Source organism: Brevibacillus sp. NPDC003359, assembly GCF_042878995.1.
Lineage (GTDB): Bacteria > Bacillota > Bacilli > Brevibacillales > Brevibacillaceae > Brevibacillus.
Genome location: NZ_JBIAOR010000001.1, coordinates 1140101 through 1160000, shown reverse-complemented (window position 1 = coordinate 1160000; position 19900 = coordinate 1140101). Strand labels below are relative to the sequence as shown.

The 19900-nt window shown below is 46.7% G+C and carries 24 protein-coding genes and 2 tRNA genes; 23 read left to right on the top strand and 3 right to left on the bottom strand.

Going from position 1 to position 19900, the window contains the following annotated elements:
• Window positions 1-23 precede the first annotated feature (23 nt).
• The 10 genes from ACFYU8_RS05110 to ACFYU8_RS05065 all read left to right on the top strand — a co-directional run bounded on the left by ACFYU8_RS05110 (window position 24) and on the right by ACFYU8_RS05065 (window position 6999).
• On the top strand, window positions 24-614 hold the full coding sequence (locus tag ACFYU8_RS05110; protein WP_390295209.1) for a GNAT family N-acetyltransferase: 591 nt from the start codon (window positions 24-26) through the stop codon (window positions 612-614).
• 94 nt (window positions 615-708) lie between these two features.
• Complete coding sequence (locus tag ACFYU8_RS05105) at window positions 709-1125, top strand: DUF3054 domain-containing protein (protein WP_390295211.1); 417 nt, start codon at window positions 709-711, stop codon at window positions 1123-1125.
• Window positions 1126-1180: 55 nt separating this feature from the next.
• Entirely contained in the window at window positions 1181-1312 is a 132-nt protein-coding gene (locus ACFYU8_RS05100; RefSeq protein ID WP_255344520.1) for a hypothetical protein, read from the top strand.
• Between the two features lie 83 nt (window positions 1313-1395).
• Window positions 1396-1758, top strand: coding sequence for a hypothetical protein (locus ACFYU8_RS05095; protein WP_390295213.1), 363 nt, complete (start codon window positions 1396-1398; stop codon window positions 1756-1758).
• Window positions 1742-2365: a thiamine phosphate synthase gene (locus ACFYU8_RS05090; protein WP_390295215.1), complete on the top strand. Its 624-nt coding sequence runs from the start codon at window positions 1742-1744 to the stop codon at window positions 2363-2365. The genes ACFYU8_RS05095 and ACFYU8_RS05090 overlap by 17 nt, the downstream gene beginning before the upstream one ends.
• A 3-nt stretch (window positions 2366-2368) precedes the next feature.
• A complete protein-coding gene (thiE, locus tag ACFYU8_RS05085; protein ID WP_390295217.1) occupies window positions 2369-3031 on the top strand; it encodes a thiamine phosphate synthase in 663 nt (220 codons plus the stop codon).
• Between the two features lie 87 nt (window positions 3032-3118).
• Window positions 3119-4027, top strand: coding sequence for a hypothetical protein (locus ACFYU8_RS05080; RefSeq protein WP_390295219.1), 909 nt, complete (start codon window positions 3119-3121; stop codon window positions 4025-4027).
• Between the two features lie 85 nt (window positions 4028-4112).
• Complete coding sequence (locus ACFYU8_RS05075) at window positions 4113-4403, top strand: antibiotic biosynthesis monooxygenase family protein (RefSeq protein ID WP_390295221.1); 291 nt, start codon at window positions 4113-4115, stop codon at window positions 4401-4403.
• Window positions 4404-4770: 367 nt separating this feature from the next.
• The gene (locus ACFYU8_RS05070) at window positions 4771-6297 is read left to right on the top strand and encodes a two-component system sensor histidine kinase NtrB (protein ID WP_390295223.1); all 1527 of its coding nucleotides are present in this window, start codon (window positions 4771-4773) and stop codon (window positions 6295-6297) included.
• Between the two features lie 192 nt (window positions 6298-6489).
• Complete coding sequence (locus tag ACFYU8_RS05065; protein ID WP_390295225.1) at window positions 6490-6999, top strand: hypothetical protein; 510 nt, start codon at window positions 6490-6492, stop codon at window positions 6997-6999.
• A gap of 11 nt (window positions 7000-7010) precedes the next feature.
• On the opposite strand, the gene ACFYU8_RS05060 is transcribed toward ACFYU8_RS05065, so the two are convergent.
• Both ACFYU8_RS05060 and ACFYU8_RS05055 read right to left on the bottom strand, forming a co-directional pair.
• Complete coding sequence (locus ACFYU8_RS05060; protein WP_390295228.1) at window positions 7011-7697, bottom strand: response regulator; 687 nt, start codon at window positions 7695-7697, stop codon at window positions 7011-7013.
• A complete protein-coding gene (locus ACFYU8_RS05055) occupies window positions 7694-8929 on the bottom strand; it encodes a sensor histidine kinase (RefSeq protein WP_390295230.1) in 1236 nt (411 codons plus the stop codon). Before ACFYU8_RS05055 ends, ACFYU8_RS05060 begins: the two co-directional genes overlap by 4 nt.
• 173 nt (window positions 8930-9102) lie before the next feature.
• On the opposite strand from ACFYU8_RS05055, the gene ACFYU8_RS05050 reads away from it, so the two are divergent.
• The 13 genes from ACFYU8_RS05050 (at window position 9103) to ACFYU8_RS04990 (ending at window position 19137) form a co-directional block, all read left to right on the top strand.
• Window positions 9103-9435: a MarR family winged helix-turn-helix transcriptional regulator gene (locus ACFYU8_RS05050; protein WP_007727206.1), complete on the top strand. Its 333-nt coding sequence runs from the start codon at window positions 9103-9105 to the stop codon at window positions 9433-9435.
• Window positions 9436-9560: 125 nt separating this feature from the next.
• Window positions 9561-12698, top strand: a complete 3138-nt coding sequence (locus tag ACFYU8_RS05045; RefSeq protein ID WP_390295232.1) for an efflux RND transporter permease subunit — start codon at window positions 9561-9563, stop codon at window positions 12696-12698.
• Between the two features lie 28 nt (window positions 12699-12726).
• On the top strand, window positions 12727-13953 hold the full coding sequence (locus tag ACFYU8_RS05040; RefSeq protein ID WP_390295235.1) for an efflux RND transporter periplasmic adaptor subunit: 1227 nt from the start codon (window positions 12727-12729) through the stop codon (window positions 13951-13953).
• A 95-nt stretch (window positions 13954-14048) separates the two neighbouring features.
• Window positions 14049-14579, top strand: a complete 531-nt coding sequence (locus ACFYU8_RS05035; RefSeq protein WP_390295237.1) for a DinB family protein — start codon at window positions 14049-14051, stop codon at window positions 14577-14579.
• 189 nt (window positions 14580-14768) lie between these two features.
• On the top strand, window positions 14769-15479 hold the full coding sequence (locus ACFYU8_RS05030) for a cytochrome c biogenesis CcdA family protein (RefSeq protein WP_106840713.1): 711 nt from the start codon (window positions 14769-14771) through the stop codon (window positions 15477-15479).
• A 23-nt stretch (window positions 15480-15502) separates the two neighbouring features.
• Window positions 15503-16036: a TlpA family protein disulfide reductase gene (locus tag ACFYU8_RS05025; protein ID WP_390295239.1), complete on the top strand. Its 534-nt coding sequence runs from the start codon at window positions 15503-15505 to the stop codon at window positions 16034-16036.
• A gap of 172 nt (window positions 16037-16208) precedes the next feature.
• Window positions 16209-16406 carry a hypothetical protein gene (locus ACFYU8_RS05020; protein WP_390295241.1) on the top strand — a complete coding sequence of 66 codons (198 nt, stop codon included), beginning with the start codon at window positions 16209-16211 and terminating at the stop codon, window positions 16404-16406.
• Between the two features lie 149 nt (window positions 16407-16555).
• Window positions 16556-17599: a phosphotransferase enzyme family protein gene (locus ACFYU8_RS05015; RefSeq protein ID WP_390295243.1), complete on the top strand. Its 1044-nt coding sequence runs from the start codon at window positions 16556-16558 to the stop codon at window positions 17597-17599.
• A gap of 85 nt (window positions 17600-17684) precedes the next feature.
• Window positions 17685-17855, top strand: a complete 171-nt coding sequence (locus ACFYU8_RS05010) for a YycC family protein (protein ID WP_390295246.1) — start codon at window positions 17685-17687, stop codon at window positions 17853-17855.
• Between the two features lie 27 nt (window positions 17856-17882).
• Window positions 17883-18449 (top strand): thioredoxin family protein, encoded by a 567-nt coding sequence (locus tag ACFYU8_RS05005; RefSeq protein WP_390295249.1) that lies wholly within the window; start codon window positions 17883-17885, stop codon window positions 18447-18449.
• A gap of 66 nt (window positions 18450-18515) precedes the next feature.
• A complete protein-coding gene (locus tag ACFYU8_RS05000) occupies window positions 18516-18833 on the top strand; it encodes a hypothetical protein (RefSeq protein WP_390295252.1) in 318 nt (105 codons plus the stop codon).
• A 92-nt stretch (window positions 18834-18925) separates the two neighbouring features.
• Window positions 18926-19010 (top strand) — tRNA-Tyr (locus ACFYU8_RS04995).
• 45 nt (window positions 19011-19055) lie between these two features.
• Window positions 19056-19137, top strand: a tRNA-Leu gene (locus ACFYU8_RS04990).
• A 170-nt stretch (window positions 19138-19307) separates the two neighbouring features.
• Here the strand turns inward: ACFYU8_RS04990 and edeQ are convergent.
• Window positions 19308-19745 carry an edeine self-resistance N-acetyltransferase EdeQ gene (gene edeQ / locus ACFYU8_RS04985; protein ID WP_390295255.1) on the bottom strand — a complete coding sequence of 146 codons (438 nt, stop codon included), beginning with the start codon at window positions 19743-19745 and terminating at the stop codon, window positions 19308-19310.
• Between the last annotated feature and the right edge of the window lie 155 nt (window positions 19746-19900).

Here is a 19900-nt window from a genome sequence, read left to right as displayed (position 1 = left end):
AGAACAGTAGAGGAGAGACAGACATGCTAAACATTGAACCTGTGATCTTGGAAGGCAAGCTAGTCCGATTGGAGCCGCTCAGAATGACTCATGTGGACGGAATCTGGGAAGCTGGTGCATACGAAGAGATTTGGCCTCATATGTCTACGAAAATACGAACAAGAGAAGATGCTCAGGCTTTCACCCTGCAGGCTCTGAAAAATGAACAAGCCCAAACAGAGCTGCCGTTCGTCATCATCAGTCAAGCAGATGAGAGAGTCATCGGGAGCACAAGGTTCTTAGGGATTGCAAAAAAGGATCGCGGATTGGAAATCGGGTTTACATGGCTGACCCCGTCCGTCTGGAAAACGGGCGTCAATACGGAATGTAAATGGCTTCTCTTGCACCATTGCTTCGAACAACTGGGTTGTATACGCGTACAGCTCAAGACCGATTCGCGCAATTTGAATTCGCAACGGGCCATTGCCCGAATCGGTGGCATTCGAGAAGGTGTCCTGCGTAATCACATGGTGATGCCAGATGGATACATTCGCGACTCGGTATATTTCAGCATTCTCGATCGTGAATGGCCAGAAGCGAAGCAAAAGCTACAATTGTTGCTGTTTGGTGAATAAAGGCTTGGATTGATTGAAGGGCGTTCAGAGCATGTGTACAATAGGGGTGAACCAAGAGGGGTTACTCTGACAAGATCCGGAAAAGAGGGTATACATGAGACTGCGTTTGTCACCACCGGGCTACTTATTGTTGCTCGGGGATCTGATCGCCTTCGTACTTTTTGTTTACTACGGAAAAATCATTCATAACTACCCTGTCACTGTCATGGGGATCATCGAAACATTAGCGCCTTTCCTGGTGGGATGGATCATTGCGATTCTGCTTTTCAAGAGCTACGGACAGCGAACGTATGAATCTGCGGGTCGACAATTACTATCGGCACTGATTACTTGGACAGTAGCGGCACCAATTGGCTTGCTGATCCGCTCTTGGTGGACAGGTGTACCGATTACGCTTATTTTTGCAGGTGTTACTTATTTCATTACACTGGCGTTTTTGCTCGGTTGGCGTGTACCGTTCGCCATCGGCTACGCGATCTACAAACGCAATAGACTACTCGCGACGAGCTAATAAAGTGACCCGAATTGGTTACGCTATCCTATGAACGACGTAGGAGGTGAATCAATTGGGAAAGAACAACAACAGCAAGGATCTCGGAAAAAACCGTGGAAAAACGCTGGATGAAAAAGATCGCAACACAAATTTACGACAATCGAACCATAATGATCGAAATGAAGGAACTGCAAAAGACCGCTGAGCAATCAGCGGTTTTCTTCATAGATACAGGTCATGATGTGATATAATAGATTTTGTTTTTTTCTAGTGAGTGGAGGGAAACGTATGACGGAACCGATGCAGAATGTACAGCCGGTGACCTTGTCGTCACAGGCGTTTTTACTTTTATGCAGACTATACGATGGCTGCTATGACGAATTGAAGCAAAATGAGCAGGCTCGCGAGCTTGTGGAGTCCATCGGTGATATTTTGTTGGCGGGTGTGGAGACGTTGGAGAAACAGGAAACCAAGCCGAAAAATATTACCTTCCCACTTACCGTGCAACAAGCCTTTTTCTTGCGTCGGCTCGTGGTTGAGCTGTTGGCTCAGTCGCCGACGGACAAAGAAGACCGAACGACTCAATGGCTACAGGAATGTGTGACGGCACTCGCTGGAGGCGGTGTCCAACCAGATGTCAAGCACTCGTGAGTTGCATGTGATTACGAGCGGTCGGCATTCGCTTGATGAAGTATTGCGAATGGCAGAAGCTGCTTATGCGGGTGGTATGAACTTTTTACACATACGGGAAAAACAGCGAACAGCAAAGGAATGCATGGATTGGGTAAAGGCATTGGCGAATGTCATCCCCCTTTCGTCCTTGATCGTGAATGATCGGGTGGACGTGGCTGCTGCCTCGGGTTGTGCAGGTGCTCACCTGGCTTACCATAGTCTGTCTCCAGCGGAAGCGAGAATGGTGCTGAAGACTGGTCAAAAAATGGGATGTTCCGTCCATTCCGCAGAGGAAGCAGAGCAAGCCATTGCCGCACAAGTCGATTATTTGCTCTACGGGCATATTTTTGCGAGTGGTTCGAAGCCAGGTCTTGCGCCAAGAGGAACAACAGAACTCGCGCGAATGACGGCACGATTGACAGTACCAATCATCGGACTCGGTGGCGTCACACCGGAACGGACGGCGCAAGTTTTGGAAGCAGGGTGTGCAGGCATTGCTGTCTTATCGGGGATCACTGATACAACGGATGCCAAGTCAGCAGCCAGCGCTTATCGAGAAGTATTGGATCGTTGGGAGGGAAAGTAAAGCATGCGAAATATACAAAGACTTCGTGAAAAGATGGGTGTATACTTTGTCGTTGGTACGCAGGACTGCGGGTATTCCAGTGAAAAGACCGTGCAAATTGTGGAAGCAGCATTGCGCGGAGGAGTGGGCACGCTTCAGTTGCGTGATAAAGGAAGCAAGCTGACTGCTGAGGAACAATACGAGCTGGGGCGACAGCTGCAACAGTTATGTCGTGACCATGATACCGTCTTTCTTGTGAATGACGATGTGGATCTGGCAATTCGCTTGCAGGCAGACGGCGTCCATGTCGGGCAAGATGACATGACGTTGTCGGAGGTACGAGCCAAAGTTGGCTCCGAGATGTACATCGGTGTTTCTGCAGGTACGGTCGAAGAGGCGCTCGCTGCCCAAAACGGCGGCGTTGATTGTATCGGTGTAGGAGCGATGTTCGCTACCCGTTCCAAGGCAGATGCTGGCGAGCCTATCGGTCCAGTGGGGCTAGAGGAGATCCGTAAGGCAGTGGGTACTGAGTTGCCTATCGTCGGGATTGGTGGCATTACACTGGAAAATGCTTCTGAAGTGCTCGCTGCCGGGGCCGATGGAGTCGCGATTATCAGTGCGATCAGCCAAGCAGAATCACCTGAAGAAGCAGCGCAAGCGCTACAGCGGATTGTAAGATCGAGTTAGCACGGACAAAGCGACGACTACATATGGTAGGGTAATAGAAACAAACCAGGATGTTGCGATATTGGCGATCAAAAGGAGGTGAAGCCGATGAAAAATCGGATTTACCGTATCGGATATGAATGGGTGAGCAAACGGGAATTGCTCGAACGATTGTTCATGACCGACTGCGTTCTTATCGAACACAAGCGAATGCATCCCCCACCGGAGGATCAAGATACGGAATTGCCACCGGAAAAGGAAGTCCATGCTGTATTGGTTCGAAGCCAGCGCCGCCCGGGAGAATGGGTGAAATTCAACGGGCTATACGAAATACAGTCGAGAGAGCCTATCCCTTGGATCGATTCACCTTTGGAGTACCATCAATTCGGTGTAGAATTGATTCCTGGCAATATTCGCAGGGAAAAAGCACCTCAAGGCAGGATACCCGCACGAACCAAGCTGCAGATCGCAGCCGTACGACAAGATACGGTTTTTGTCACGGTTCCTGGGCATCCGTCCCGGCGATACGAAATGTCGTTGGCTCACGCGCGTTTTGCCAAGGATAACCCGACAGAATTGGAAATGAAGCTGCAAGTATACGCTTTTCCTCCACGCAACGATATTTTTGTGGATTGGTTATTGAAAGAAGGGCGCAAAACGGGAATTATCACGCGCCCCAATCAGGAGAGGGTAGAAAAATCAGCTTTTCAGGTGTGGGAGGATCTACGCCAAGAATACGGGATTAGTGTCAGTGCGGCATTAATTGCGATTAAACAGGCACTCATCGTTCTCGATCGTGCGGGTGTCGAGACTGACTTCCCGTACCCGGCCCAAGAGCGAGCGGATTTATCTTTGTTCAGCGAATCGGAGCGAGAGGCCTTTTATTCCTACCAATCGGTTCGATGTGCCATGGCTGCTGTCGCTGCCCTTTTGACGGTAAACCCCAGAGATCCATTGCAGGACACACTCTTGATGGATATCATGCTCGAGCAACAAATCAACCGCAGGCGCGAATAGCGTTTGCGGTTTTTAGGTTTTTCGCCAAAGTAGTAGTATAATGGGAGTTGGTAGAAGAACCCAATGAAAAGGATGTGTGACCATCATGTATGTATCCATGAACAGACTGACAGTATCAGCAGACTACCAATCCCATTTGGAACGCGCATTTGGTAATGGGGGAGAGCGGATGAAGGAGGTGCCGGGTTTTTTGGAGTTCCTTTTCCTGGCACCAACGGAAGGTGACGAATACATCGTTTTTACGAAGTGGACAGATGAGGAATCGTTTAAAAATTGGACGCAAAGCGAGGCTTTCAAGCGCGCGCATACAGGAACCAACCAAAATAGCCCGGTAAAATCGGATTTGCGCAATTACGCTGTCAAAGCCCATTCATAAAGCGAAAGCATTTGTCTCTATCTCTATGGGGGCAAATGCTTTCTGGATGATTGAATAATAAACATCCTTTCCTTTTTTATGCTTGATCGTGATATGATAGAAAATATTGGGAAAGCGTTTTCAGTCAAACATGATCAGGAGGTGAAGGTGTCCGAAAATAGACAATACAAAATGCGCGATAATAGGATGCTAGCCGAGATTGTTTGTCTGTAAGGATAAGAAGAGAACTTGATTGGATGGTGTCATACTCTGCACCAGGATATCATCAAGCCGCTTTACATCTTGTCTCATTTACGTCCATAATAGAGCCTATACATACTTGGAAAATTAGCCTCAATGAAGCACGGAGAAAAGGAGCCAGAGTGTTTTGAAAAATCGAATAAGTAAGTATCTTACTCATTTGGTCCCTGCGGCGGTGGCCAAGACGTTTTCCTTTCTTTCAGATCATCATTACTCTGCTTTGCTTCTAGAAGACCGCGAAAATACAGAGGCTTTGTTTGTTCAGCAAATCACGAAATGGATTGAAGTCGTAAAAGTAATCGACATTTATGCATTCGAGCGAGAATTGAGCGAAATTGCGTACAAATTTTCATTGCTCGGAATGAATCTTACGTATTTGCAGCAATTTTTGCGCAAGTGTCGAGACGTTATTGTTGAAGAAATGAATAACAACGCAATTTCTCTTGCCACGTCGGAAATGGAGCACGTAGAGCTTTTGCAAGGACAGATTCGTCTCTATCAATCGATGGACTATATTTTGCATCAAATGGACGATGTCTTCAACAAAAATACGCATCCATTTCCGGTTGAAAAAACATCACCTTCTCCTACAAGCACGGCCAAAGGAGAAGATGTTACGATGCTCGCAGAACAGGAGCTTGTTCAATTGGTTCTGCAGTCCAGCGATATTGCCGTCTTGATGATCGATCGTCAGCTGCGAGTAATTGAAGCGAATTACGCAGTCTGTCATTTATTTGGCGTGGATCGGAATCTAATGATAGGCCAAAACATTGATCGGGCATTGCGTCCTCATGTAAGCGAGCGTTTTGTCCAGTGGGTGATTGAAAGAGGACAATCCGGCCATTATGTTGCGGAATACAACGGCAAATGGACCACAGTTAGTACGAGCCCCATTTATTACGATGGCGAGATGTGGGGAGCGATTGCTGTTCTGCGGAATGTCACGGACAGCAAAAAGTACGAAGAAGAATTGAGTAAGCGTGAAGCATTGGCAGCAGTTGGACAACTGGCCGCTGGGATGGCGCATGAGATTCGGAATCCGCTGACAGCCATCAAGGGCTTTATTCAGTTGTTGCGGGAGCAAGGGGAAGCAAATCGCAGTGAATCTTATTTTTCTGTCATATTAACAGAAATTGAACGCATTGATGGGCTATTGAACGATGTTCTTGTTTTGGCCCGGTACAGGGATGACAAAATCGTATCGGAACGTTTCTTAGTGATGGACGAGTTACATGGAGTCATTCGTTTACTGGAGCCAGAAGCGAATCGAAGAGGAATCAAGCTTGAGCTGGACATTGCACAAGGCGAATGGCATGTATTCGGCCATCGTTCGCGGATCAAGCAAGCCATCCTGAACATCTTGAAAAATGCGCTTGAAGCTTTGATGACCCAAGGCAACCTTGTTCATGTTAAAGTGTACTCATCAATTCATCAAGTAGTCATTGTTGTGGAAGACAACGGACCTGGTCTCTCAGATTCATGCCTGCAAAATTTATTCGTTCCTTTTTATACGACCAAACAAGAGGGGACGGGGTTAGGTTTGTCTACGACACAACGCATCATCGCGGATCACGGTGGCGAAATCTTTGCGGAAAACTCTCCGAAGTTGAAAGGAGCCCGTTTTGAAATTCGTTTACCTCTTTCAATTTCCTAAAAAAACGAAAGAAGATTGTGACTGTAGACGGATCAATTATCCGTCTTTTTTTATGTCTGAATAAGCGGATAGTCCCATTTGCGAAAAAGTTGCAAGTCTTTGGAATCAATCTCTTTGTAAGTTGTTGTCAAGTCCTGTCGTTCAGTGGAATAATTTACAAAACGGTTACAATTTGAACGGAGTTGAACGACGGTGATTCGGATGCTGAAAAAAAACGAAACGAGGTGGAGCTACTGGGAGGTTTGGTATGAGGAAAAGGAGCACCTTTACACCGTTCATTATGGAAATGTAGGGGAAATTGGTGAGCATTTTGCTGTAGAAGCGGAGCAGATCGAGGGAAGGCCTGACGATGTTTTGCAGAGCTGGGCAGAAGAGATGAAAGAACAAGGATATGAGATCATGAAAGAAAACGATTTCCACCCGATGATCGTTCGCTTTGCCCATTTGTGTGAGTCAGAGATTGAGATGCGTTATTTGATCGAACAGCTTTTGGACAAATGTTTGGGAAAAACGGGGAATGGTCACAGCGACGGTGGGGAAGACAGCGAGAGGACGTTGGCCGTGATTTGCCGAGTTATCGATACGAAGAAAGCGGCTGCTGCTGTAATTGAAGCTATGTCCAGCGCACAGCTGGTAGAAGGGATTTCCATCAGTATAAAGCAGGAGGATGGAAACTTGATTCGACTTAATCCTCCTGCCTGAAACTGTCTGATTTATTTCACGATTTTGTGCCGCAGAGCTTTTGCTACTGCTTGTGTACGATCCTCGACACCCATTTTCTGCAAAATCCGATGCACGTGTGTTTTTACAGTGCCTTCTGAGATAAACAAGTTTTGCGCAATCTGATCATTTCGATAGCCATCTGCGAGCTGTTGAAGTACATCCAGCTCTCGATCCGTCAGTTCATCTAGCAAGACTGAGTGGGAAGTGGTAGTCGAATCAGGCGTCTCACGTTGACCTTGCAGAGCTTCGGCAAGGGCTTTTGCAGCTGTCACGGTGTGGAAGAGGGCTTCTCCCTGATGGGCTCTGCGAATCAGATCAAGCATTTCCTGAGAGTCGGCATCTTTTAGCATGTAGCCGACAGCTCCAGCTCGAATCCCTTCCACCACATAATTGTGATTGTCAAAGGTTGTAAGAATTAATACCTTCGTGCGAGGATGCTGCTGCATGATTTCTCGTGTGGCCTCAATGCCAGATTTGTTGGGCATTTGAACATCCATTAAAACGACATCAGGTGCAAGGGCGCCAATCAGTTCTACTGCTTCTACGCCATCGGAAGCTTCCCCAATTACTTCCATATCAGATTGCATTTGAATGACATAACCCAAACCTTGGCGAATCATGGTTTGGTCATCGACTAGGACCACGCGAATGGCTCCTTCTTTTTGTTTACCGGTCATGTTCGCATGCTCCTTTCAGGTTCTGTCTGGCGAATCGGAAAGCTGAAATCGAGTTGAAAACCGTGTGGCTCTCGAATGCGATACGCGAGAGTTCCGTTCAATAATTGAATTCGTTCAGATATGCCAGTTAGGCCAAAGCCAGGTTTGATTTTTTGGTCGCTCGTGATGCTGCCATCGTCTCGAATCGATAACAAAAGGATGTCCTTCTTTTGTTCAATGATGACGAGAATTTCTTTTGCGTCAGAGTGTCGTAGTGAATTGGTGATCGCTTCTTGCAAAATTCGATAAAACGTAATTGTCATTTCCTGAGAGAGCGGGATGTCCAGATCGGAGCATATCAGTTCCATTTTTATTCCTGTATGCTTTTGAGCCTGTGACAAGAGCGCCCTCAAAGGAGTAAGTCCTAGGGAGGTTTTATCCAGAGCCAGTGTATGGACAGACGTGCGTATATCCTCCAAACTCTGCTTGGCAACACCGAGCATATTGCGCACGGCTTCTTGTGCGTTGTCAGGTCCATCCTGCAACATATACTTCAAGGCATGCAGTTGGACTATGAGTGAGGTCAAACTATGGCCCAATGCATCGTGAATATCACGGGCAATTCTCGTTCGCTCCTCAAGAACTGCAACTTGAAGGGAATGAAGCGCTGCTTCTTGAAGCTGTGAGTGCGCCTCTTGCAACTCTGTATGTGCTTTTTGCAATTGCTTCAGGTGCTGTTGGTTGGTTTCGTATGCTTCTGTTTGAATCCGATAGCCACGTGCGCCGATATAGCATCCGACATACGTAAGGATATAGGAGATGATGTGCGTGAATTTCAGGTTTTCTTCGAAATATAAAAAAAGCGTACTGCATGTACCAAAAAAAGTAGCATAGGCCAACGCACGGCGCCCATGAATGTGAAATCCGATAAAAACAGCGAGTGGGAGCATCAAGCCGAAGCCTTCTCCCCCTAAGATGAGGGACTTCAGCAAGGAAACGATTCCGAGAACAACTGTCGCTAACTCAAATTGGAAAGGCTTCCATTTTTTCTTAGAAGTCCAAAATACCACAAGGTAACAAATAAATAGTACAATGGTAAGAGAAAATTGCAACGGAGTTTCTCGTTTAAACGAATCAGGAAGCAAAGCTAATACAATTAAGATAGAAAACCAAATGATCAGTAAACGTCTTTGTATGGCTTTCATCATTATCTTCAACAATGAGAAGTCCTTCTTTCTCTGCCGGATAATCACTTAACTTCATTCTAGCATGCGTTGTCGTCTATCTCCAGATAGATAAATCCCTGTCAGAAATCTACCCCTGGGTAGACTTCACTACATATACATTTCAGTAGAATTATTTTTGGGAAATAAACGATTAGTTATGAGTGTGAAGTGGTTAAGTAAGGATGGCAAGGGAGGTTCTCATGAAAGAACTGATTCAGTTGGCAAAACTCCTGCAAGAAGCCAGTGTTTTGTTTACCACGATTTCTGAGCAAGAGCTGGATACAAGCGATGTAACCTGGCAACAGGTCTTGATTCTGGAGCAGCTTGGAAACGGGCCAAAAACAATGGGGGACATAAGTAAGACTGTCGGTCTTTCATACAGCACAACTTCCGGTCTCATTAACCGGTTGGAGCAGGAAAACCTGGTACGCAGGTTCCGAGACCAATCAGATCGACGAGTTGTGTGGGTGTCACTGACAGAGCGTGTATACCAACAGCGAGATGTGAAATGGGGAAATTCACAAACCGTCTAAAAATGGTTTCATCCCTTGATATTTCGTTAAACGAAATGTTAACAACGAGGTTCACCTTATGCATTTCGTCATGCGAACTATTGCTCACAAAAAATTAACAGATATATAAAGAAGAGGTGAGTGGATTGAATCTTTCTGAACTATCGATTAAACGCCCGGTCACCATGATTATGTTGACTCTGGCCATGATGATTTTTGGTTTCGTCTCACTGCCTCGCTTGTCGATTGATCTGATGCCGGATCTTAACTTCCCGGTTGCTGTCGTGGTTACATCCGTTGACGGCGGATCTCCGAGTGAGGTAGAAAAACTGGTAACGAAACCGATTGAGGACGCACTTGCAACGGTATCCGATTTAGATAGTATACAATCGGTATCGATGGAAGGCGCTTCGCAGGTTATCCTCATGTTTAACTGGGGGACAGACCTTGATCAGGCGACTCTCGACATGCGGGAGAAGGTAGATCAGGTTCGTGGCTCTTTGCCTGACTCAGCTAGAGCGCCACGCGTACTGCGTATTGACCCGAATAGTACACCGATCATTGAGTTTGCGGTGACCGGTGAGCAAGATATTAACAAATTGAAAAAGATGGCAGAGGATATGATCCAATCACGCTTAGAGCGTATTGATGGGGTCGCATCTGCTTCCATCAGCGGCGGACAAAGCCGGATCATCGATGTTACAGTCGACCCAGCCAAACTGGCGGCGTACGGACTGTCACTTGACCAAGTTCAGCAAGCTCTCCAGACGAGCAACATGTCAGGTTCCGGTGGAGCGGTACGCGAGGGTGACGCCAAGCTCAATATTCGTGTACAAGGTGAGTTTGCTGATGTCGAACAAATCGCGCTGACACCAATCTCTGTGGGAGGAAACTCCATTAGGCTCAGCGATATTGCCGAAGTAAAAGACACGCATCAAGATGTAACGCAAATGAGTTACGTAAATGGAACACCTAGCTTGGGTATTAAAGTGACAAAAGCTTCTGGCGGAAACACCATTGAGGTAGCAGATGATGTAAAAGCTGAGCTGGAGAAAATCAAAAGCGAGCTGCCAGAAGGCGTAGAAATCATTACGACTCTGGATACATCCACCTACATTAAGGATTCCGTTTACACCACCGCTGAACATGCCCTGTTGGGTGGCGGTATCGGTATGATCTTGCTGTTCTTCTTCTTGGGCAGCTTGCGATCCATGGTAATTGCGGTCATCGTACTTCCAGTATCGATCGTTGCTACGTTCTTGCTGATGTACATGACTGGACAGACGATCAACCTGATTTCCCTCTCCGGTTTGACATTGGGATTGGGATCATTGATTGACTTTGCGGTCGTTATGCTCGAGAATGTTTTCCGCCATCGAGAACAGGGAAAAGGCATGATGGAAGCCGCCTTGGATGGTTCCAAAGAAGTAGGTACAGCAGTTATGGCTTCGGCTTTGGCGCAAATTTGCGTATTCTTGCCGATTGCCCTCACAGAGGGTATTGCTTCTGAGTTGTTTGGACCACTTGCATTGACGGTAGTTTACTCACATATTGCGGCGCTTGTTTTCTCTATTTTGCTCGTGCCGATGCTGAGTTCGAGAATTTTGAACAAAATTCCGTCGCATACGCATCATGAGAACTATCGTGGAATCAATCCTGTTACTTGGTTCAACATTGGATTTAGCAAAGTAGAAAAAGGTTACCAAGGATTGTTAAAATGGGCATTGGGCCATCGTAAAACGGTCATGATTTCTTCGGTCGTCCTGATGGTGGGCTCTCTCGCATTGACTCCATTGATCGGGGCAGAGTTTATCCCGGCCATGGACCAAGGTCAAGTAAATGTCTCCATCAAAATGCCAAATGGTACCGTTCTGGCTGAAACAGAAAAAGTAACCAGACAAGTAGAAGAAATTGTCAACACGGTTCCGGAGAAGAAAATTGTAGCGACTTCGGTTGGTAGCAATGCATCACCGATAGCGAGCACCTTGTCATCCAATCAGGGGACGATCAGCCTGATGCTGGTAGATCTCGACCAGCGCACACGTTCCTCCAATGAAGTTGTGATGGATCTCCAGGAAAAGCTGAAAGATATTGCTGGACCTGAAATTAAGGTAAGCGCACCAGCCGGTATGTCTACGGGTTCCCCAATCCAACTGAAGGTTAGTGGGGATGATCTGGACGTATTGAAAGACATTAGTGGTATCATTAAAGGTGAAATTGAGAAGGTACCTGGTACAAGTAACGTAACAACCAGCTTGGAAGAATCAAGACAAGAGCTGGAAGTGAAGATCGATGCTGGGAAAGCGAGCTTGTACGGCTTGACGACCGGACAAATTCTCTCCAGTGTTCGCACTTCCTTCCAAGGTCAAACGGTAACGTACTATCGCACAGGCGATGATGAGATTGACGTCAACCTCAAGCTGCCGAAAGAGTATCAGGAAGATATCAACTTCTTGAACAATATGCGAATTTCCGCTCCAGGTGGAGCACAGATCGCGCTGACCTCGGTTGCGACTATCAGTAAGGTAGATGTTCCTGTATCGATTAACCGTGCCAACTCAAGCCGTGAAGTGCAAGTAACGAGTGATTTGGCAGGTCGTGACCTGAGCTCTGTCACACGGGAAGTGCAAGAGAAAATCTCGAAGCTGAATCTCCCAGATGGTTACACAGTCGATTTTGGCGGGCAAAGTGAAGAAATGATGGAATCATTCAGTAGCCTTGCTCTCGCGATTGTACTGTCAGTCGTGTTGCTCTATATGGTAATGGCAGCGCAGTTTGAATCGCTCTACACCCCATTTATCATCATGTTCTCCGTGCCACCGACCGTTACAGGCGTTCTGCTTGGACTATTGGCGACAGGCACAACGATCAGCGTTGGGGTTTTGATCGGGTACATTTTGTTGATCGGTCTGGTCGTGAACAACGCGATTGTATTGATCGACTACGTGAACCAACTGCGCGCAAAAGGTATGGAGCTGTATGATGCGATCCTGCATGCTGGACCGATTCGTCTTCGTCCGATTTTGATGACGACACTCACCACCATTCTGGCGATTGGACCGCTCGCATTCTCTGGCGGTGCCGGATCTGAGACGAATGCACCAATGGCCGTAACGGTTATTTTCGGTCTCGGATTCTCTACACTGATTACACTGGTTCTGGTTCCTGTCGTTGCTTCCTGGTTTGATGATTTAGGGAAAAAGAGACGCTTGAAGAAAAAGTTGAAACTCGAAAAGAAACTTGCTAAGAAACAAAAGACAATCAATCCCGCTTTGGAATCGTAAGACGTTTGTGGGAAGAGGAGGGACATACATGAAACTAAGTAAAAAACCCGTCATTTTGGCACTGCTAGCCATCTCGCTAGTGGCAGGGTGCTCCAGCCCGCAAGCGGCAACGCCGCCTACGGAAACGGTGGAAGCGTCAACCCCTGTACAGATTGAAACTGTTGCAACGGGCACAGTGGTATCCGATTCTGGTCTCACGGCAAAGCTGGCGCCGAGTGAGGAAGTGCAAGTCTCCCCGAAAATGGGTGGGAAAATTTCTTCCCTGCCAGTGAAACTGGGTCAATACGTGACAAAAGGTCAAGTATTATTCAAACTCGATGAAAAAGATCTGGTGAACAGTGTCAAACAAGCAGAAGCAGCTTACAACGTATCAAAGGCGAGCTTAAACCAAGCAGGTAGCAGCTCTGATCAAGGCTTGGTTCAAGCGAAAAATAGCCTGAAGCAGGCAGAAACTGCACTTGCGGATGCAAAAGTAAACCAGCAGCGGATGCAACAGCTCTTTTCACAAGGAGCGATTTCCGCTCAGCAGATGGAACAGGCAAATTCCCAACTGACAACAGCACAGACCTCTTATGATAACGCGCAGCAGGCCGTGCAATCTGCTGGGCAAAAAACGAGTGTGCAAGTTTCCGAAGCATCTGTGCAGCAAGCACAAGTGAGTCTGCAAAATGCTCGTGAGCAATTAGTGAATGCGACTGTGACGTCACCGATCAACGGATATATTTCCAGCGTAAATGGAGCAGTTGGTCAAATGGCAGGTCAGCAGCCGGTTGTGGTTGTCGTTAACACGAACCCACTCCTGGTAAAAGCGAATCTGTCAGAAGCAGATATCACAAAAGTAAAAGTAGGAACAACTGTAAAAGTAAACGTACAATCGACAGGAAAAACGATTGATGCAAAAGTAACAGCAATTAGTCCAGTAATGGATACGCAGCTCAAGGCATACCCAGTAGAGATTACGATTCCAAACCCATCCAATGAACTAAAGTCCGATATGGTCGTGAATGTATCCTTCCCATCGGTTGGGGAAAGTGGAGCAAAATCACTCGTTGTAACTCGCGGTGCAGTATTTGATCGCGACGGCAAACAATATGTATTCAAGCTGGAAGGTGACGTTGCAAAACAAATCGAGGTCACTACAGGGAAATCCTCCAGTAATCAGATCGAAATTTTGACAGGCTTGGCTGCCGGCGATAAGATCGTGGTAAAAGGGCAAACATTGCTCCAAGATGGTGGCAAGGTTACTATTCAGTAAGAAAAAGAATAACAGGGAAGGGGCGGAGTACATCCGCCTCTTTTTTGTGTACAATGAGAGTATTCGTCTCACTGTTCACAAAGGAGGCACTTTGTATGTACTTCCGTAAACCACAATCTGATGATTATCCTGTGCAGTTTGAAGCCTACATCAAAATCACTTCTGAAGGTGATCTGAATGAACTGCTGCTCGCTCAGGAGGAAGAAATTCTCGCTTTGTTTCGATCTTACGGGGAGGAACAGAGCATGTTCCGTTATCAGGAAGGTAAATGGAGTGTAAAGGAAGTTCTCGGCCATATTATGGATACAGAAAGAATCATGAGCTATCGCTTGCTGTGTGCTTCCCGAGGTGACAAGACACCCTTGCCAAGACATCAGGACATCTTCGTCAGCCTTACGAGCTTTGACAGCCGACCGCTTGTCGATCTAATCGAGGAGTATCGGACAGTACGCGCTGCTACCCGATCACTGGTAAAAGGCCTTACGGAAGAAGAGTTGAATCGTTCGGGAGTGATTATTCAAGACAAGACAACCGCAGCTGCAATTGTCTATTTTATCCTTGGGCATGCTGCTCATCACCTACATGTCTTCCGTGAAAGGTACTTGTCACATTTGTCAAAAATTTGATCTATTTTCTGAATTGGACCAGATTTATCCATCCAATCGTTACGTTTCGTGCAGAAATGCAAGACATAATCGGTATTATGTAAAGTAAATTGTCACGGATTTAAGACAAAGTGTCTTTTCTACTTTTGAAGGGCGAAAAGATTCGATACAATGAGAGGATAGTGGATAAAATACCCACCGGAGGTACATATGACTGGCGATATTTCTGTGTTTTTGGCTTTTGCCGCAGGCTTCCTCTCGTTTATTTCCCCTTGTTGCCTGCCGCTTTATCCGTCCTTTTTGTCTTACATAACTGGGGTTACGGTAGATGAAGTGAAGAAAGGGAGAGCAGTATTCCGCAAGCAAGCCTTCTTGCATACCTTTTTCTTCATTGTCGGGTTTTCGATCATTTTCATTGCGCTCGGGCTGTCTACATCTTGGATTGGAAGCTTGTTCACCGACCAACAGGACTTGATTCGTCAACTGGGCGGTATTCTGCTTGCTGTCATTGGGTTGGTTATGCTTGGCGTGTTTAAAATGGACTGGATGATGCGTTCTTTTAAAATCGATTTAAAATCAAGGCCATTGGGGTATACTGGGTCCATACTGGTGGGAATGACGTATGCAGCTGGATGGACACCTTGTGTGGGACCAATTCTTTCTGGCATTATCGTCATGGGTGTCTCCAATCCTTCAAGCGCCTTGGCTTACACCTTGGCGTATACGCTCGGATTTGCCATCCCATTTTTTGTCATGACGTTCTTCATCAGTAAGGTGAACGCGATTGTGAAGTATTCCGACCTGTTTATGAAAATCGGAGGAGCCATTATGATTTTGTTTGGTATTCTTCTGTATACCGATAAACTGACGGATATTACACGCGTGCTTATTCAAATGTACGGAGGCTTTACGGGATTCTAACTCAGTAGGGCAGAGGTGACAAAATGAAAAAGCTGTTGCTCGCGGTGCTCGTATTATTGGGGGTCGGACTTGCTGTTTGGGAAAAGCCTCAAGAAACAGCCGCCATCGTAGCAGAGGTTCAAAAGCCGGAGGTTGGCTTTGCGGCTCCTCATTTTACACTGACCGGATTGGACCAGCAGACGTACAAGGTAGAAGGAAAAAGAGCGAAACCATTAGTCCTGAATTTTTGGGCTTCCTGGTGCGGACCATGCAAGTTGGAGGCGCCTGATTTACAAAAAGTCTACGAAAAATATGGTGGACAGGTTGATCTGTATGGCGTGAACGTCACGAGCAATGACAGCCCGGAAGCGGCCATGGCCTTTGTCACCAACTACAAGCTGACATTTCCGATACCGATGGACGTAGCTGGAACAGTGTCGAATCGTTACAAGGTGATGGCATTCCCAACTACTTACTTGATTGACGCAGATGGGGTTATACGAAAGAAGATAATCGGCATGGTTGATGCCCCTACACTGGAGCTGGAACTGCGCCAGTTGCTAAGTCCAAAGTCATAAAGAAGGCTAATAAGTCGCTGAGAGAGAATTCTCCGGCGGCTTTTTCTATTTGTTATTACGTATGACATGGCCCATTTTGCAGGTGAATATCTTGATTTTGTATGTTTGCCTAAAGAGCGGGGTTGTTCTCCTTCATAGACTGGAGTGATCCAGGGCAGAGGGAGGAAAACGGATGGCCAAGGGTAAAAAGATAAAGAAGAAGAATACGAAACAGCACCCCAATCAAGTACAGCTGAAAATCGTAACGTCCCATACATGCCGAGTATGCAAACAGCAATGTGCACGAGGGTTGGCATATCTGGAACAGATGTCCCAGCCCGGCGCGATCGGCTTTGGTGTACCATGCATCCTCACTAAGCCAAAGCCATAGTCCGTTCTTTTCCATGTGCAGGTGTCGGTTCACGAGAGATAGTCCCTTCACTTTCATTCAGAAGGGATTATCTTTTTTGGTGTGCAAAGCGAGGAAAAGCAGATTTGCATGTAGAAGTGAGAGCTATACAGAAGAAATCGGAGGGGGAATTGCCTACGGAGCGGGTGAGAGAAGCTTTAAAAAAACAATATCAATTAGACGTAGTGCATATCGAGCGAATTGCATATGGCTTATGGGAAGAGAGCTTTTCCGCTTGGACAAGCAATCAACGTTATTATGTAAAACGTTTTTATGCAAAATGGCGCTTGCAAACTCGCTATGAGGAGATGCTGACTGGTCTAGCACTCAGCCAAGAACTGCGAGAGAAAGGCTTTCCAGCGCCGCGCTTGCTTTTCCCCCTTCATCAGGAATGGCTTGCCCATGATCAGGGAGAGACGTACCAAGTAAATGAATGGATAGACGGACGCAGCTATCACCCAGGGGAATTGCCTCTTCGTGAAGCAAAGGCTATGGGGGAGTTGTTAGCCCAATTTCATCGCCAATTTGATCCGCTTCCACCTGTTGAGGACATTCCGATGCTCTCGCCTTCCGAAGCGATTGCAGCTTGTCGAGGGTTATTGAGTCAGTATCAGGAAAAGCAGGGAGCATTTCCAGTATACGTACGCGAAATACTCGAGCAGCAAATTTCCTTGTTGGAGACGGTTAGCCATGAATATGTTGTCCGATTGCCAGTACCCTCACTACGAGGCAGATGCTTTCATTCATATTGGGTCGAACAGCTCATTTTTCATCCAAATGGCGAGGTGGCTGCACTCGTAGACTGGACAGATGGTGCTGGAAGGGAAGGGTATTGGGCAAAAGATCTGGTTGCAGGGCTTCACTTGTCAGCCCTCCAGCACGAGGGGATTCTTGCGTTCTGTGCAGGGTATCAGGCTCATCATCCGCTGCCAAAATCAGAGTGGCAAACGGTACTGGCGCAGCTCTGCTACGGACATTTGGCGTCGACGAATTTTTTAGATAGTTGGCTCGTCAAGCACAATCGTCGTATGGAGCATTGGGAACAGATTGCGGTGACTTGGACTCGGCTCGTTCCAGAGCGATTTCGCCATTGGCGCAAGCTAGAACAAGAACTGCTGGATATGCTGTTCTCGGATCATTCGCAGGTCACTCTGGTCGGCAGGGATAACAGATGAGCCAAAAGACGCCAAGCTGGCAGGTTTAACCGCCGTGTATTATACTGGAGGGACTGATGAAGGCAAGCGGAAGGAGTGGAAATACATGCGTCCGTTACAAATATCACCTGATACGGCTGTCAAGCTAGCTGAAGCACTCCAGGTACCTTTAGAGCGCCTTATGCACATGCCACAGCATATTTTGTTGCAAAAAATGATGGAGTTGGCAAAGCAAGAGAAAGAAGCAAGTGAAGCAGAACCTGAAAAGAAAGACTAGATTCGTTACACACGAGGAGGAGAAAAGATGGGGGCAAACGTAGCAAATAAATTCCGTACAGGGCTCAAGCCACAAGCGTTCGTGGAAAACATGACAAAAAATCAGGATACATACCAAAACTGGTCGGATGCATTTTCATGGGAGGATGAACAAGACCGTGCGTTTTTTGCCTCTCTCCAGCATCGTGATGACCTCAGATGCTTGATTTTGGCAGCGGACTGGTGTGGCGACGTCGTTCGCAACTTGCCAGTCGTATTGCATGCCCTGAAAGAAACAGACATGCCAGTGGAAATTATGGTGATGGAAGAACACCTCGATCTCATGGATGAGTTTCTCACGATGGGCGGTCGGGCGATCCCTGTCGTTATCTTCGCGGACACTGGCGGACATGTTCTGGCCAAATGGGGCCCGAGACCGAAGCATGTCCAAGCTGTCATGACGGCCTTTAAACAGCAAAACCCGGACCGAAACGCGTCAGATTATGAAGACAAGATCAAAGTGGCGCGTTCCGAAATGCTTGAGCAGTATGGAGAAGGCACTGCCTACCAGCAAGTGATTGTCAAAGAATTGAGAGAGCTGCTTTCCTCGATCTAATTCATCACACCAATAACAGGGCGGAGTCAAGGCTCCGTCCATTTTCATGCAGAAGGGCTGAATTACATGTATTACTACGGCAATGAAACTATTATGTCCTTGGAGCAGGTGCTTCGCTTAAAAGCATCGGAAGTTCGAATTCTGGAGTGGGTACGTACCTACGAGTTTTTAGAAAACAGTTATGGGATAGATGAAGCAGTTCCCTACTTCTTGGAAATAAAATGCGAAGAAGAGCAAGTGAAGATTCGCAAAAACCGCATTCTAGACTTCCCTGAATACACCTGTGAGGGAGAAGCAACGTTTCAAGAGGTGGACGAAGCGCTGCGCGTCTTTCACGAGTGGGCACAGGAAATCTTGGCGAAAAAAGAGAGTCAATCCAAATAAATATGTTGACGTAAAACGAAGTTCATGGTAGATTAATAAATGTCGCTTCTGGTTGAAGAAAGTAGACCTAGAAGATAGACGGCACATATTGTGGGGAGATAGTGAAGTGGCTAAACACGGCAGACTGTAAATCTGCTCCCTCCGGGTTCGGCGGTTCGAATCCGTCTCTCCCCACCATTGATTTTCTATCGATGATGTGCAATTTTAATCATAGTTTCACATGCCGGTGTGGCGGAATGGCAGACGCGCGCGACTCAAAATCGTGAGGGAAACCGTGGGGGTTCAAGTCCCTTCACCGGCACCATATCAAATACGAATGCACACGATCCGTGATGTTCACGAACACATGGAAAGTGTGCTTTTTTAGTATGTTGGAAAACAATTCAAACAGCGGCGAGTCTAAGACTTGATATTCAGGTCTTAGCTCGCCGCTGTTTCATTTTGGGGCATGGCGCCATATCCATTGTTGAAGAGTTAAAAGTTTAATTCTGCAATAGTCTCGCCAAACAGAACCATACCATTTTTTTGAAATCCAAGTGACGCGTAAAGATTTTCGGCTGCGACATTGGCTGGGGCGTAACCAATAACGATTTTTTGACAACCTTCCTTTGCTTTCAGCAAATCAATGACTTGCGAAATCGCAGTACGTCCGTAGCCTTGCCGTTGATACTTCGCATCGATTAAGAGTCTGTAAATCCAGTAGTTTCCATCGTCGGGGTCAAGTCCATACATGACAAATCCAACCATCGTCTCATCGTGGTAGATGGCCAAAGGGACAAAGGTAGTTTGAAACTTTGCTTCAGCGATAGAGTAGAGGTTCGGGGCAACAAACTCACTTTGTTCGGGAGTTGGTTCCAGTTCAATACACTCTTCCCAGTTCTCCAGAGTTACTTCATGAAGTGTCACAGACATCTAATCACATTCATCCTTCCAATAGCTTATTTTTGCCAATATATTACATTTTATCCTACGTGAAAAGACAGCCAAAAGCAATAGCGTTCACAAATTTGTTTCCATTCTATGCAGCGAAATAGGAAGGGAAAACAGAAGAAATTCATCTAATTTTC